Annotated in this window: 13 protein-coding genes; 4 read left to right on the top strand and 9 right to left on the bottom strand. The window is 67.4% G+C overall.

Annotated features, from left to right (window positions below; all coding sequences use genetic code 11):
• The first annotated feature begins 50 nt into the window (after window positions 1-50).
• Window positions 51-284, top strand: coding sequence for a preprotein translocase subunit SecG (secG, locus tag AB4879_RS05680; RefSeq protein WP_036337899.1), 234 nt, complete (start codon window positions 51-53; stop codon window positions 282-284).
• A 6-nt stretch (window positions 285-290) separates the two neighbouring features.
• On the opposite strand, the gene AB4879_RS05675 is transcribed toward secG, so the two are convergent.
• Window positions 291-1,229, bottom strand: coding sequence for a zinc-binding alcohol dehydrogenase family protein (locus AB4879_RS05675; RefSeq protein WP_370506799.1), 939 nt, complete (start codon window positions 1,227-1,229; stop codon window positions 291-293).
• Window positions 1,230-1,303: 74 nt separating this feature from the next.
• Here AB4879_RS05675 and AB4879_RS05670 point away from each other — a divergent pair, with 74 nt between their 5' ends.
• Window positions 1,304-1,786 carry a MarR family winged helix-turn-helix transcriptional regulator gene (locus AB4879_RS05670; RefSeq protein ID WP_370506798.1) on the top strand — a complete coding sequence of 161 codons (483 nt, stop codon included), beginning with the start codon at window positions 1,304-1,306 and terminating at the stop codon, window positions 1,784-1,786.
• Here the strand turns inward: AB4879_RS05670 and AB4879_RS05665 are convergent.
• A complete protein-coding gene (locus tag AB4879_RS05665) occupies window positions 1,728-3,071 on the bottom strand; it encodes an HNH endonuclease signature motif containing protein (RefSeq protein ID WP_370506797.1) in 1,344 nt (447 codons plus the stop codon). The two genes, AB4879_RS05670 and AB4879_RS05665, sit on opposite strands and share 59 nt — an antisense overlap.
• A gap of 130 nt (window positions 3,072-3,201) precedes the next feature.
• Between AB4879_RS05665 and ppc the strand changes: the two genes are divergently transcribed.
• Window positions 3,202-6,009: a phosphoenolpyruvate carboxylase gene (gene ppc / locus AB4879_RS05660; protein ID WP_370506796.1), complete on the top strand. Its 2,808-nt coding sequence runs from the start codon at window positions 3,202-3,204 to the stop codon at window positions 6,007-6,009.
• Between the two features lie 3 nt (window positions 6,010-6,012).
• Window positions 6,013-6,480, top strand: a complete 468-nt coding sequence (locus tag AB4879_RS05655) for a DUF309 domain-containing protein (RefSeq protein ID WP_370506795.1) — start codon at window positions 6,013-6,015, stop codon at window positions 6,478-6,480.
• Between the two features lie 160 nt (window positions 6,481-6,640).
• Here the strand turns inward: AB4879_RS05655 and AB4879_RS05650 are convergent, their stop codons facing one another.
• From AB4879_RS05650 to tkt, 7 genes are read right to left on the bottom strand one after another with little or no spacing between them, the layout of a single operon-like run.
• The gene (locus AB4879_RS05650; RefSeq protein ID WP_370506794.1) at window positions 6,641-7,957 is read right to left on the bottom strand and encodes a cytochrome P450; all 1,317 of its coding nucleotides are present in this window, start codon (window positions 7,955-7,957) and stop codon (window positions 6,641-6,643) included.
• Window positions 7,958-7,966: 9 nt separating this feature from the next.
• Window positions 7,967-8,353 (bottom strand): ATPase, encoded by a 387-nt coding sequence (locus AB4879_RS05645; RefSeq protein ID WP_370506793.1) that lies wholly within the window; start codon window positions 8,351-8,353, stop codon window positions 7,967-7,969.
• Between the two features lie 4 nt (window positions 8,354-8,357).
• Window positions 8,358-9,101 carry a 6-phosphogluconolactonase gene (gene pgl / locus AB4879_RS05640; protein WP_370506792.1) on the bottom strand — a complete coding sequence of 248 codons (744 nt, stop codon included), beginning with the start codon at window positions 9,099-9,101 and terminating at the stop codon, window positions 8,358-8,360.
• 25 nt (window positions 9,102-9,126) lie between these two features.
• A complete protein-coding gene (gene opcA, locus AB4879_RS05635; RefSeq protein ID WP_370506791.1) occupies window positions 9,127-10,038 on the bottom strand; it encodes a glucose-6-phosphate dehydrogenase assembly protein OpcA in 912 nt (303 codons plus the stop codon).
• Window positions 10,038-11,603: a glucose-6-phosphate dehydrogenase gene (zwf, locus tag AB4879_RS05630; RefSeq protein WP_370506790.1), complete on the bottom strand. Its 1,566-nt coding sequence runs from the start codon at window positions 11,601-11,603 to the stop codon at window positions 10,038-10,040. Before zwf ends, opcA begins: the two co-directional genes overlap by 1 nt.
• Entirely contained in the window at window positions 11,600-12,730 is a 1,131-nt protein-coding gene (gene tal / locus AB4879_RS05625; RefSeq protein ID WP_370506789.1) for a transaldolase, read from the bottom strand. Before tal ends, zwf begins: the two co-directional genes overlap by 4 nt.
• Window positions 12,731-12,757: 27 nt before the next feature.
• Window positions 12,758-14,851 carry a transketolase gene (gene tkt, locus AB4879_RS05620; protein ID WP_102807997.1) on the bottom strand — a complete coding sequence of 698 codons (2,094 nt, stop codon included), beginning with the start codon at window positions 14,849-14,851 and terminating at the stop codon, window positions 12,758-12,760.
• Window positions 14,852-14,929 lie beyond the last annotated feature (78 nt).

Raw genomic sequence — 14,929 nt, 5'->3', positions numbered from 1 at the left:
TCCCGTGACCGATGCCGTGATGACGGCCCCGACCAGGTAGTCTGGTCGCCATGGTTTTGACTCTGCAGATCATCCTGGTCACCACCAGCGTTCTGGTGGTGCTCTTGGTGCTCCTGCACCGCGCCAAGGGTGGCGGCCTGTCGACGCTGTTCGGCGGCGGTGTGCAGTCCAGCCTGTCCGGGTCGACCGTGGTCGAGAAGAACCTCGACCGCCTCACGCTGTTCGTCACCGGTATCTGGGTGGTGTCCATCATCGGCATGGCCCTCCAGATCAAGTACAGCTAGTCCGTTTCAGGGCGTGAAGACGATCCGCTGACCGTTCTCGGGCTGCGGCCACGCCTGTTCGACCTCCGCCAGCGGGACCGCGCGCGGCTGCGTTCGCAGGGTGCCGTTGGAGATTTCGGCCGCCAATTCCGGCAGCTCCGCCACGATGTCGGCGACCGGCACCGACCCGATACCGCTGCCGACGATCTGCATCGGCATGGATCGCAGAGCCGCCGATGGGATGCCGGCGTCGGCGCCGGCCATCGAACCGATCTGAATCCATGTCAGCGGCTGTGCTGAGTCGTGGCGGCCGCGCGCCAGGCCGGCCATGATGTCGGCCGCGGGCGGTCCCCACAGGTAGTCGAGCACAATGTCGGCCGCGGTGATCCGGTCGATGCTCGTGGTGATCTCGTCGAGTGCGACCACGTCGTCGGCGCCGAGGTCGGGCAGCATTGCCAGCTGCCTGCGGTCTCGGCCGATGCCGATCACCGCCCCAGCGCCGAGATAGTTGGCGACCTGCACTGCCAGACGCCCCGCGGTTCCGGTCGCGCCCAGAATCACGACGGTCTGTCCTCGCTGCATCAGGGTGCGGCGGCGTAACGCCACCCACGACGACATGGCGGGGTTCATCGCCGCGGCTATCGCGACCGGATCGGCGTCGTCGGGGAGCACGACACTGCGGCGCACGTCGACGACGGTCTGTTGGGCCATCGCACCGAGGTCGGTGGACACGACGAAGTAGCGCAACGTGCCGTCGGAGGCGCGGCCGACACCGTCGATCCCGGGCACCAGGGGCAGGACGCCGGTGCTGGTGTAGTGCGTTCCGCTGGCGCGGGACCGCACCAGCGGATGCAGACCTGCCGCAAGGACGTCGACGACGATGTCGGTGTTCCCGGTCGCGATTGCCTGCGGAACTTCCTGATAGGCAGGCGGTTTCGTGAAGTCTGTGACGACTGCTGCGTACACGGCACCCTCCAAAATAGATGGTATTACGAACTAAAGTTTGATGGTAATACGAACTAATGCGGTACGCTAGTGCGATGCCGGGCGATATCTCAGAAGCGCTGCTGGAAGACCTGGTGCGCACCTCGTTCGCGGTGACCGCGGTGTTGAACCGGGTCGCCGCCGACAACGACCTGTCCCTGACGCAGCTGCGCGCGCTCGCCATCCTGCGCGACCGCGAACCCACCATGGCGCAGCTGGCCGAATACCTCGGCTTGGAGCGATCGTCGGTGAGCGGGTTGATGGACCGCGCGGTGCGCCGCGGTCTGGTCAAACGGGCCACCAGCCGCGAGGACGGCCGCTCGGTGCACGTCACCCTGACCGCCGCCGGGCAGCGGCTCGGCGCCGATCTCGCCGACACGGTCGCCGGCCTGCTGACACCGATGACCAGCCGGCTCAGCGCCGCCGAGCAGAAGCGACTGACCGCGCTGCTGTCGGGAATGCTCGACCCCGCGCCGCCCGTCACCCCGACTCCCCGTCGTCCTCGCGGAGCAACCGATCCGGGTGGTGCGCGTCGTTGACCCGTGGGGGACCGTTGCCGTCGCTCCACGCGATCCGGCCGTCCTCGGTGACAGTCGTCGTGTACGTGCCCTCGGTCGCCATCGCGTGGTCGCACGGGCAGCCGAAGTACAGGTTGTCGGCATCGGTCGGGCCGCCGGCGCTCCACTCCAGCGCATGATGCACTTCGGAGTGGTAGCCGGGCTCGAAACAGTCCGGCTTGGTGCACCCGCGGTCGCGGGCATGGCAGATGATCCGATGGTCGGCAGTCGCAAGCCGTTTCGCGCGGCCTAGGTACAGCGGGCGTGCCGAGTGATCCTCGAAGACCGCCAGGTAGTGCACCGCTTCGCCGGCCATCCGGATGACGTCGCGCATCGGGAGCCGGCCGGTTCCGCCGGTACGGGCCCAGCCCGCCGCCTGCTCCAGCTCGCCCAGCGTCGTCGTCACGATCACGGTCACCGGCAGTCCGCGATGCTGCCCCAACGCCCCCGATGACAGAGCCGCCTTGAGGCCGAGCGTGATTCCGTCGTGGCAGCGTTGTTCCGGGCTTCGGTTGTCGCGTCCCCCGGTGCCGTCGGGGAGATGGCGCCCCGGCCGGACTGCGGCCGTCACCGCTTCGATGTAGGCGCGGCTCTCTGGATCCACCCAGCCGGAAAGCCGGCTCATCCCGTCCGGACCCTGCTGGCCCAGCCGCAACCCGCGCCGTCGTGCCCGATCCTCGTCGGTGAACGTGCCCTCGGGATTCAGGCAGTTTGCGATCTCGAGACCGATCGCCGCGACGAACTTCGAATCCTGTTCGCGCGCCCGGCGAACCAGTGCGCGTTCCGCTGCCTCCCGGTTGGCCGGCGTGACGAACGACGGCAGCCGGTCGAGTGCAGTGCACACTGCCGCGATGTGGTCCTCGCCGACCTCCCCGGCCTCGACCGCGGCCGCCAACACCGGCAATTCCGGCGGTAGCGGCGGGCCGGTCAGAGATCGACGCGGCCGCAGTCGATTCGCCAGCGCGAACCGACGCTTGACCTCCCCGGCCGTCAGGCGTAACCGGCTGGCCAGGACGTCACGGACCTTCGCTCCGGCAGGCGATGACGAGCCGTCGACCGGTTCGGCGATCTCGCCGAACATCCGGTAGGACAGCCCGCGGTTCACTCGGGTCTGGTCCTCCAGGCGCTCGGCCGCCTCGATGCGAAACATGTTGCCGGCCAGATCAGTACAGATCGACCGGAGCCGGCTGTACGCGGCATCGACGGCATCGAGCTCGGCGCGAACCCGGTCATGCACCGCGTGGGCGGTCAGGGGTTCGGCGGACATGACACCACGGTATCGAACAATTGTTCGAGCACCGGGGACGAAACCGCAACCTGTGGACGAAGTCGGCTCTGTGGACAACGCCACGACCCCACGCCCTGCACGGCATAGCGGACACCGGAATACTTGGGGGATGGCTGAAGCTCCGGATGTGTCGCTGGAACCGATCGGCGCGGTACAGCGCACCCAGGTCGGGCGGGAGGCCACCGAGCCGATGCGGGAGGACATCCGGCTGCTGGGGGCGATCCTCGGTGACACCGTGCGCGAGCAGAACGGCGACGAGGTGTTCGACCTCGTCGAAAAAGCCCGCGTCGAATCGTTCCGGGTGCGCCGATCCGAGATCGACCGGTCCGAGCTGGCCCAGCTGTTCGACGGCATCGACGTCCACCAGGCCATCCCGGTGATCCGCGCGTTCAGCCACTTCGCCCTGCTGGCCAACGTCGCCGAGGACATCCACCGCGAACGGCGCCGCGCGATACACGTCGCCGCAGGCGAGCCGCCGCAGACCAGCACCCTCGCCGCCACCTACGACAAGCTCGATGCCGCGCAGCTGGACGCGGCAACGGTTCAGGAAGCGCTCACCGGGGCATTGGTGGCGCCGGTCATCACCGCCCACCCCACCGAGACCCGCAGGCGCACCGTCTTCGACACCCAGCACCGGATCACCCAGCTGATGCGGGTACGGCTGCACGGTCAGGACGAAACCGAGGACGGTCGGCCGGTCGAGACCGAACTGCGCAGGCAGATCCTGACGCTGTGGCAGACCGCACTGATCCGGTTGTCCCGCTTGAAGATCCAGGACGAGATCGAAGTCGGCCTGCGGTACTACCCGGCGGCGTTCTTCGAGGTGATCCCGAAGGTCAATGCCGAGGTTCGCGACGCGCTGCGAACGCGCTGGCCCGACGCCGACCTGCTGCCCGAGCCGATCCTGCGGCCGGGCTCCTGGATCGGTGGCGACCGCGACGGAAACCCGAACGTCACCGCCGACGTGGTCCGGTTGGCCACCGGCAGCGCCGCCTACACCGCCCTGGGACATTACTTCGCCGAGCTCAACAAGCTCGAACAGGAATTGTCGATGTCGGCCCGGCTGGTGAAGACCACCGACGCTCTCGTCGCCCTGGCTGACGCCTGCCACGAGCCGGCCCGGATGGACGAGCCCTACCGGCGGGCACTGCGGGTGGTGCACGCCCGGCTCACCGCGACCGGGCAGAAGATCCTCGATCGCGAACCGGCGCACACCCTCGATCTCGGCCTCGAACCGTACGACACACCCGACGAGCTGCTCGCCGACCTGAACACCATCGACGCGTCATTGCGCGCCAACGGCAGCACCCTGCTGGCCGACGACCGGCTTGCCCGGTTGCGGGAAGCCGTGGACGTCTTCGGTTTTCACCTGAGCAGCCTGGACATGCGGCAGAACTCCGAGGTACACGAACAGGTCATCGCCGAACTGCTGTCCTGGGCCGGGGTCCATCCGGACTATGCGTCGCTGTCCGAGCCGGAGCGGGTCGAGGTGCTGGCCGCCGAGCTGAAGACCCGCCGGCCGCTGGTGCGCGACGACTCCGAGCTCTCCGAGCTGGCTCGCAAAGAACTCGACATTGTGTTCGCCGCCGCCCGTGCGGTCACGGTGTTCGGCCCCGAAGCGGTGCCCAACTACATCATCTCGATGTGCCAGTCGGTCTCGGACATGCTGGAAGCCGCGATCCTGCTCAAAGAGGCTGGACTGCTTGGTGTTTCGAGTGACGACGTCTACGCGCCCGTCGGCATCGTGCCCCTGTTCGAAACGATCGACGACCTGCAGCACGGCGCCTCGATCCTCGAGTCTGCGCTGGACCTGCCGCTCTACCGCGCGATGGTGCATGCCCGCGGCGAGAGCCAGGAGGTGATGCTCGGCTATTCCGACTCCAACAAGGACGGCGGATATCTGGCCGCGAACTGGGCGCTCTACCGGGCTGAGCTGGATCTGGTGGAATCGGCCCGCAAGACCGGAATTCGGTTGCGGCTCTTCCACGGTCGGGGCGGCACCGTCGGCCGCGGTGGCGGCCCGAGCTACGATGCGATTTTGGCCCAGCCGCCAGGCGCGGTGAACGGTTCGCTCCGGCTGACCGAACAGGGCGAGGTGATCGCCGCCAAGTACGCCGAGCCGCGGATCGCGCACCGCAACCTGGAGACCTTGCTCGCCGCCACGCTGGAGTCGACGCTGCTCGACACCGAGGGCCTCGGCGACCTTGCCGAGCAGGCGTACGAGGTGCTCGACGACCTGGCCGCTCGCGCCCAGCGCGCCTACGCCGAATTGGTGCACGAGACACCGGGTTTCGTCGACTACTTCAAGGCCTCGACACCGGTCAGTGAGATCGGTTCGCTCAACATCGGCAGCAGGCCGACGTCGCGCAAACCCACCACGTCTATCTCCGATCTGCGGGCCATCCCGTGGGTGCTGGCCTGGAGCCAGTCGCGCGTGATGCTGCCCGGCTGGTACGGCACCGGCACCGCGGTCGAGGAGTGGATCGCCGCCGGTCCGGAATCGCCCGAGGCCCGGCTCGAAGTGCTGCAGGAGCTGTACAAGCACTGGCCGTTCTTCGCCACCGTCCTCTCCAACATGGCGCAGGTGCTGGCCAAGGCCGACATGGGCTTGGCTGCCCGGTATTCCGAGCTCGTCGAGGACGATGAACTGCGCGCCCGGGTGTTCGACAAGATCGTCGCCGAGTACGGCCGCACGCTGCGGATCCATCAGCTGATCACCGGCCAGGACGACCTGCTCGCCGACAACCCGGCGCTGGCCAGGTCGGTGTTCAACCGTTTTCCATACCTGGAGCCGCTCAACCACTTACAGGTCGAGCTGCTGCGCCGCTACCGGTCCGGAGACGACGACGAGCTGGTCCAGCGCGGCATCCTGCTCACCATGAGTGGGTTGGCGTCGGCACTGCGCAACAGCGGTTAGCCGATGGCTCGCGACCGCGACGAGTCCGGCCGGCCCCGCAATGCCAGGGCCCGCGACGCGCTCGGCCGGCCGCTGCCGCCGGGCGCGCAGGGGGAACCCCGCATTCCCGACGACCTGAGTCTCCCGCCGGCCGAAACCCTGGCCTACGCGCAAGATCTGCTCAGCCGGGGGCGAGCGTTTCACGCTCACGAAGTCTTCGAGGCGGCCTGGAAGAACGGACCCGATGACGAGCGACCGCTGTGGCAGGGGCTGGCCCAGTTCGCGGTCGGTGTCACGCACATCCAGCGCGGCAATCGCACGGGTGCTGCCGCACTGCTGCGCCGGGCATCAACGCTGCTTGCCGAGATCCCAGGAGCGCCCTACGGCATCGACATCGTCGGTCTGGCCGCCACCGGGGCCGCGCTGGCAGACGATCTCTCCGCAGGCGTCGAGATCGATGCGGAGCGGATGCGGCCGCACTTGACCCCGTGATGGAACCGACAGCCGGCCGATAGCGTCAAAACGGTTATGACACAACCCGACTGCTCTCTGGAGAACACCGCCGAACTGCTCGGACCGCTTCCGCAGACCGCGGCACAGGTGCTGGGCGAGTGGTCAGGCACCGATCCCGGCGACGACTGGTGGTGACGCGCTAGCGGCCGGCACCTGAGGAAGCGGCTCCCAGGCTGACAGGTAGGCGTTTTACTCCGCGCAGCAACGTGCTGTCGTTGAGCGTCGGTTCGCCGTCCAGCCCGAGTTCTGGAAAGCGCCGAAACAGAGCTTCCAGGCCGATGTTCAGTTCCAGGCGGGCGAGTGCTGCGCCGATACAGACGTGAATACCGGAACTGAAGCTGAGGTGGTCGCGGGCGTTGGCGCGTGTGGTGTCGAATTCGAGAGGGCGCTCGAAGATCGCCGGATCGCGGTTGGCTCCGGCGATGAGCACGAACACCGCCTGCCCTTCGTCGATGGCGCAGCCCTCGATCTGCACCGGCTTTGTCGCCACCCGCAGCCCGATCTGGGCCACCGAGTCGTAGCGGAGCGACTCTTCGACTGCATTGGGCCAGCCTTCGGGATGCGCCTGCAGATGCGCCAGCTGTTCCGGATGGCGCAGAAGCGCGACCACCGCGTTGCCGAATGCGTGTGTGGTGGTGATGAATCCGGCACCGAGGAGCAGGCCGGCGAACATCCTGACCTCGTCTTCGGTGAGGTGGTCGTCGTGGAGTACGGCTGACAGGATGCTGTTGTCCGCGTCGTTGAGCCGGAGTCGCTGGATATGTGCGGCGATGTAGCCTTCGAAATCGCGCAAGGCCACCGAGGCGGTGTAAAAGTCGTTCCAGGCAGGAACGGTTGTGGTCAGTAGCTTGGCGGCAGGGTCGGCGAAGGCGTGCAGCGCCGGTATCTCCTCGCGGGGGAGTCCCAGCATCTCGGCGATGACCTCGATGGGGATCCGGGCCGCGAAGGCGGGGATCAGATCGCAGTGCGACTGGCCCTCGAGATCGTCGAGCACCCTGTCGGTGATCTCGTGAATGCGATCGCGCAGCCCCTCGATCGCTCGAGGTGTGAAAGCACGCGATACCAGGCGACGCAACCGGGTGTGCACCGGCGGATCCACCACGAGGAGCGAGGGCGGCTCGACGGGATTCATCATGTCCGGGGCCGTCTTGGCGGCCAGCCACCGGACCGCACGAACAGGAAATCGATCCTGCGGTTTGACGGTCCGGAATCGGTCGTCGCGCAGAACGTTTCGGACGATCTGCGCGTCAGCGGTGACCCAACCGCCGCCGATCCCGGGAGACATTCGACCCCGCCGGCGGACCTCCTCGATGAGGCGATAGGTGTTCTCGGGTCTCCCGCTGTCGATGACCAGTCGGGCGAACGGGTCTCCGCGATGAGCGAGCAGCGTGAGCACCGAACGGGAAAGCCCGTAATCCAACAACCAGTGCACCCGGGTTTTGACGTGCAGGTCCATGGTGACGCGCTAGCGGCCCTGGCGACGGATCGCGTTGACCACCCCGCGGATGGCCGACTCCGTGGCGGCCAGCGGTGAGATCACCGCTTCGCCGACACCCACGATGCGTTCGACGCGCTCGACGATCCCTTCCATACGGGCGACCACCGCATCGAGCCGGGGCGCCAGCTCGTCGATGCGGCTCAGCGTGGAGTTGAACACGACCAGCGTCTCCTCGAAGTACTCGAGGGTGCCTTTCATGCCGCTCATGGTCTTGTTCAGATCGGTGAGCGCATCGCTCATCCCGGACAGGATGGTGTCGAGCTGGTCGACGGTGACGTCGGCGTTGAGTGCCGCCTGGGCCAGGGTCTTGATCCGGTCCCGGCCAGACCGTGGCGGGGGCGGCTTGTCAACCATGGGCTCAGTGTGGCAGCTTGCCGGCCGCCTCGGTGTCGAGAAGCCAAACCGTGGCGTCGCGGCCTTTCGCGCCGGCAGCCGGCCAGTCGGCGGCCTTGGCGCCGCCGACGGCCTCGGCGACCGCCTCGGCCTTGCCCTCACCGGATACCACCAGCCACACCTCGCGCGACCGATTGACGGCGGGCAGGGTCAGCGTGATCCGCCGGGGCGGCGGTTTGGGGGAGTCCTCGACGCCGACCACCAGCCGCTTGGTCTCCGCGACCGCCGGGGTGTGCGGGAACAGCGAGTTGATGTGGCCTTCCGGCCCCATCCCCAGCAGGTGCACGTCGAATACCGGTGTCGGTTCGCCTGGCCCGGCGTTGGCGGCGAGCACACTCTCGTAGGCCAGGGCCGCAGCGTCCAGGTCGTCGCCGAACTCGCCGTCACTGGCCGCCATCGGGTGCACGTTGCTGTCCGGGATGTCGATGTGGTCGAGCAGCGCCTCGCGGGCCTGCTTGTCGTTGCGCTCGTCGTCATCGGCGGGGACGTAGCGTTCGTCGCCCCAGAAGATGTGCACCTTCGACCAGTCGATCGCGCCGTCGTGGGCGCCGACATGCTTGAGCAGGTTGATTCCCGTTCCGCCGCCGGTCAGTACGACGAACGCCTGCCCGCGCGCGGTGATGGCGGCGGTGATCGCCCCGACCAGCCGGTCGCCGACGGCGGCCACCAGCGCTGAGGTATCCGGATAGGTCTCGACTATCTGGTTCACATCGCGACCTTTCGACTCGGTTCGACTAGACGTACTGCACCTTTTCAATACCCGCCAACGCCTCGTGGTAAATCTCGTCGGCGTCGAGCCGGCGAAGATCCTCGGCAAGGCATTCCCGGGTCTCCCGCCGCGGCAACGGCAACAGCGCCTCCGGACGGTCGGTGCGGGTCAGGGTGGCGGTCACGCCCTCCTGTGGGCGGGCCAGTGTCACGGTCTCGGAGGCGCGCACCAGCTCGACCTTCAACTCGCCGACGGAACGGGTCACGGTGCCGTCGATCCGGCTGGCCAGCCAGCCCGCCAGGATGTCGAGGGCCGGCTCGTCCTTCAGGCCGGACACCGACGCCGACGTCAGGGGCTCGTACGGCGCCTGGTCCACCGCCGACGCGAGGAGTGCGCGCCAGTAGGTGATCCGGCTCCACGCCAGATCGGTGTCGCCGTCGGTGTAACCCTTCAGCCGGCTCTTGATCGCCGCCAGCGGGTCTTCGGTTCCGGTGGCATCAGTGATCCGGCGAATCGCCAAGCGCCCCAACGGGTCCTCGGCGGGGTTGGCCGGCGCGACGCCCGGCCACCACGCCACCACCGGGGTGTCGGGCAGCAGGAAGGGCAACACCACACTGCTGGCGTGGTTGGACAGCGGACCGGAGATCCGCAGCACCACCACCTCGCCCGCACCTGCGTCGGCGCCCACGCGGAGCTGACCGTCCAGCCGCGCTTCGTTGGCCAGTCGGTCAGCCGGGACCACCACGATGATGCGGCAGGGATGTTCGCGGCTCGCCGCCACCGCCGCCTCGATCGAGTCCTCGACCCGGGCCTCGGTGTCGGGTGCGACGACCAGGGTCAGCACCCGACCCAGCGTGATCGCCCCGCCCTCTTCACGCAGCGCGGTGATCTTCTTGTTGAGCACGTTGGTCGTCGTATCGGGCAGGTCGACAATCACTAGGGACGCCTCCATTCACGACCGGATCGCTGCAGCACTTCGAATGCCGAGTCGGGTCCCCAGGTGCCCGACTCGTAGGGATCAGGCTTACCGTGGGAAGCCCAGTAATCCAGCACGGGATCGAGTATCTCCCAAGACAATTCGACTTCGGCGTTGCCGGGGAACAGCGACGGCTCGCCGAGCAGTACGTCGAGGATCAGCCGTTCGTAGGCTTCCGGTGAATCCTCGGCGAATGCCGACCCGTAGGAGAAGTCCATGTTGACGTCGCGGACCTCCATGGCACTGCCGGGCACCTTCGACCCGAAGCGCAGCGTGATGCCCTCATCCGGCTGGACGCGGATCACCAACGCGTTCTTGCCCAATTCCTCGGTCATCGTCGCGTCGAACGGCAGGTGAGGAGCTCGCCGGAACACCAGCGCCACCTCGGTCACCCTGCGGCCCAACCGCTTTCCGGTCCGCAGATAGAACGGCACACCGGCCCAGCGCCGGGTATCGACGTCGAGGGTGATCGCGGCGAACGTCTCGGTGGTGGACTCCTTCGAGAAGCCCTCCTCGTCGAGCAGCCCGACGACCTTCTCGCCACCCTGCCATCCCGCGGTGTACTGGCCCCGTGAGGAGGTGGCATCCAGCGGCTGCGCCAGCGAAGTCGCCGAAAGCACCTTGATCTTCTCGGCTTTCACCTCGTCCGGGTGAAAACTGACGGGCTCTTCCATCGCAGTGAGCGCCAGCAGCTGCAGCAGATGGTTCTGGATGACGTCGCGCGCCGCCCCGATCCCGTCGTAGTAGCCGCCGCGACCACCCAAGCCGATGTCCTCGGCCATCGTGATCTGCACACTGTCGACGTAATGGTTGTTCCAGATCGGCTCGAACAACTCGTTGGCGAAGCGCAGCGCCAGGATGTTCTGCACCGTCTCCTTGCCGAGATAGTGGTCGATGCGGAACACCGACTCCTCGGGGAACACACTGTTGACCACCTGGTTGAGCTCGATCGCGCTCTGCAGGTCATGGCCGAACGGCTTCTCGATGACCACCCGGCTCCAGCGGCCCTCCTGCTGGCGGGCCAGCCCGGACTTCTTCAGCTGCTCGCACACCACCGGGAAGGCTTTCGGTGGAATCGACAGGTAGAAGGCGTGATTGCCGCCGGTGCCGCGTTCCACATCGAGCTTTTCCAGCGTTTCGGCCAGCCGGCCGAACGAGGCCTCATCGTCGAAGGAGCCCTGGACGAACCGGAAGCCTTCGGCCAGCCGGTCCCACACCTCTTGGCGAAACGGGGTGCGGGCGTGCTGGCAGACCGCGTCGTGCACGATGGCGCCGAAATCCTCGTCGGCCCAGTCCCGCCGGGCGAAACCGACCAGCGAGAACGACGGCGGCAACAGGCCGCGGTTGGCCAGGTCGTAGATCGCCGGCATCAGCTTCTTGCGGGCCAGATCGCCGGTGACACCGAAGATCACCACCCCGCAGGGGCCGGCGATCATCGGCATCCGCTTGTCCCGCTTGTCGCGCAGCGGGTTGTGCCAGCTGGTCGGAGCGGGCGCTACCACCCCGGGTACGGGACGGTCCGTCATTTGGCCGCGGCGTTGAGCTGGTCCTGGGTCGCGTCGATCAGTTCCTGCCACGACTTCTCGAACTTCTCGACGCCCTCGTTCTCCAGGACCAGGAACACGTCACGCAGGTCGATGCCGATGGCGTCGAGCTTGTCGAACACCTCCTGCGCCGCGCCCGCAGTGCCGGTGATTGTGTCGCCGGTGACAACCCCGTGGTCGGCCACTGCGTCCATCGTCTTCTCCGGCATGGTGTTCACCGTGTTGGGGGCGACCAGCTCGGTGACGTAGAGAGTGTCGGAGTAGTCCGGATTCTTGACACCCGTGGACGCCCACAACGGACGCTGCACGCGGGCGCCGGCATCGGCCAGTGCGCTGAAGCGGTCGCCACCGAGGAACACCTCTTCGTAGGCCGCGTACGCCAAGCGCGCGTTGGCAACCCCGGCCTGGCCGCGCAGCGCCAACGCTGAGTCATTTACGGAGTCGGACGCTATCTGTTCCAGCCGCTTGTCGATCTCGGTGTCCACCCGGGACACGAAGAACGAAGCGACGGAATGGATCTTCGAGATGTCGTGGCCGGCTTCCTTGGCCTTCTCCAGGCCCTGCAGGTAGGCGTCCATCACCAGCCGGTAGCGCTCCACGGAGAAGATCAGGGTCACGTTGACCGAGATGCCCTCGGCCAGCACCGACGCGATGGCGGGCACGCCCGCCTCGGTGGCCGGGATCTTGATCAGCAGGTTGGGCCGGTCGACGATCTTCCACAGCTCGATGGCCTGCAGGATGGTCTTGTCGGTCTCGTGGGCCAGGCGCGGGTCGACCTCGATCGAGACCCGGCCGTCGACGCCGTCGGAGGCCTCCCACTGCGGTCGCAGTACGTCGCAGGCCTCCCGGACGTCGTCGGTGGTGACGGTGCGGATCGTCGCGTCGACGTCGGCGCCACGCTCGGCGAGCTCGGAAACCTGTGCGTCGTAGGCATTTCCGTTGGACAGGGCGGCCTGGAAGATCGACGGGTTGGTGGTGACCCCGACCACGCTGTGCGTGTCGATCAGCTCCTGCAGGTTGCCCGACCGCAACCGGTCCCGGGACAGGTCGTCGAGCCAGACGGACACACCGGCCGCCGACAGTGCGGCGAGGTTCGGATTCTGTGCCATGACGTTCCCTTCAGTTGGTCGTGCGGGTTAGTTGTCGATCACACGTTCCGCGGCGTCGGCGACAGCTTCGGCGGTGAACCCGAACTCGCGGAACAAGGTTTTGTCGTCGGCGGATTCGCCGTAGTGCTCGATGGAGATGATCTCGCCGGTGTCGCCGACGAACCGGTACCAGCTCTGCGCCACTCCGGCTTCCACCGCGACCCGGGCCGACACGTCGGGCGGCAGAACGCTGTCGCGGTATTCCTGCGGCTGCGAGTTGAACCACTCGACGCACGGCATAGACACCACGTAGGCGTTGATGTCCTTGGCCGCCAACAACTTCTGCGCGTCGACTGCCAGCTGCAGCTCGGATCCGGTGGCGATGATGATCACGTCGGCGTCATCGGCCGGGTTGCCACCACCGAGGACATAGCCACCGCGTTCGACGCCCTCGGCGCTGGTGCCCTCCAGCACCGGAATGCCCTGGCGGGTCAGGATGAAACCGACCGGCCCGGCACCGTTGCCGCGGGCGATGATGCTGCGCCAGGCGTAGGCGGTCTCGTTCGGATCGCCGGGACGCACCACCGACAGCTTCGGGATCGCCCGGAGCGCGGCCAGGTGCTCGATCGGCTGATGGGTGGGGCCGTCCTCGCCAAGACCGATCGAGTCGTGCGTCCAGATGTAGATGGTGTCGATGTCCATCAGCGACGCCAGCCGCACCGAGGCCCGCATGTAGTCGGAGAACTGCAGGAACGTACCGCCGAAGGCGCGGGTCGGCCCGTGCAGCACGATGCCGGACAGGATCGCACCCATCGCGTGCTCGCGGATCCCGAAGTGCAGCACCCGGCCGTACCAGTCGGCGGTGAAGTCCTCGGTGGAGATCGACGGCGGCCCGAACGACTTGACGCCCTTGATGGTGGTGTTGTTGCTACCGGCCAGATCGGCTGAGCCACCCCACAATTCGGGCAGCTTCGGTGCGACGTCGTTGAGCACCTGGCCGAAGGCGGCGCGGGTGGCGACCGCCTTGGAACCCGGTTCCCAGTAGGTGATGTCGGAGTCCCAGCCGTCGGGCAGTTCCTGCGCCAGCAGCCGGTCCAGCAGCGCCTTGCGCTCCGGTTCGCGCTGCGCCCAGGCGTCGAAGTCGCCCTGCCACTTCTCGTGCGCCTCGCGACCGCGGTCGACAAGCTTGCGGGTGTGCGCGATGACCTCGTCGTGCACCTCGAACTTCTTGTCCGGGTCGAAACCGAGGACCTTCTTGGTGGCGGCCACCTCGTCGTCGCCGAGCGCGGCGCCGTGCACCCCACCGGTGTTCATCTTGGTGGGCGCCGGATAACCGATGATCGTCCGGACCGCGATGAACGACGGCTTGTCGGTCACCTTCTTGGCCTCGGCGATGGCTTCTTCGATGCCGACGACGTTCTCGCCGCCCTCGACTTCCTGGACGTGCCAGCCGTACGCGCGGTAGCGGGCCGGGACATCCTCGGACAGCGCGATGTCGGTGTCGTGCTCGATCGAGATCTTGTTGTGGTCGTAGAACACGATGAGGTTGCCCAGCTGCTGGGTGCCCGCCAGGGACGACGCCTCGCTGGTGATGCCCTCTTCGATGTCGCCGTCCGAGGCGATCACGTAGATGTGGTGGTCGAACGGGCTGGTGCCGGCCGGGGCGTCGGGGTCGAACAGGCCGCGCTCGTAGCGTGCGGCCATCGCCATACCGACCGCGGATGCCAGGCCCTGACCCAGCGGGCCGGTGGTGATCTCCACGCCAAGGGTGTGCCGGAACTCCGGGTGGCCGGGGGTCTTGGAACCCCAGGTGCGCAGCGACTCGATGTCGGAGAGCTCCAGGCCGAACCCGCCCAAGTACAGCTGCAGATACAGCGTCAGGCTGCTGTGGCCGCAGGACAGGATGAACCGGTCGCGACCCAGCCAGTGGGTGTCGCTCGGATCGTGCCGCATCACCCGCTGGAACAGCGTGTAGGCCAGCGGCGCCAGGCTCATGGCGGTTCCCGGGTGGCCGTTGCCGACCTTCTGCACGGCGTCGGCGGCCAGCACCCGGACCGTGTCGACGGCCTTCGAATCGACTGGCGTCCAATCGTCCGGATGGTGGGGCTGGGTCAGCGTGGCGATCTCTTCGACAGTGGTCACAAACTCGCTCCTGGCTTAGTCAAAACGCGGCAAGCTGGGGTGGTCCTCTTCACCCTAGTGCTGCTCGGTGCTCGGCTG

This window comes from Mycobacterium sp. SA01, from assembly GCF_041287105.1.
In the GTDB taxonomy this organism is placed as follows: domain Bacteria; phylum Actinomycetota; class Actinomycetes; order Mycobacteriales; family Mycobacteriaceae; genus Mycobacterium.
Note: the sequence above shows the minus strand (reverse complement) of the source record. Positions and strands in the feature narration are given on the sequence as shown.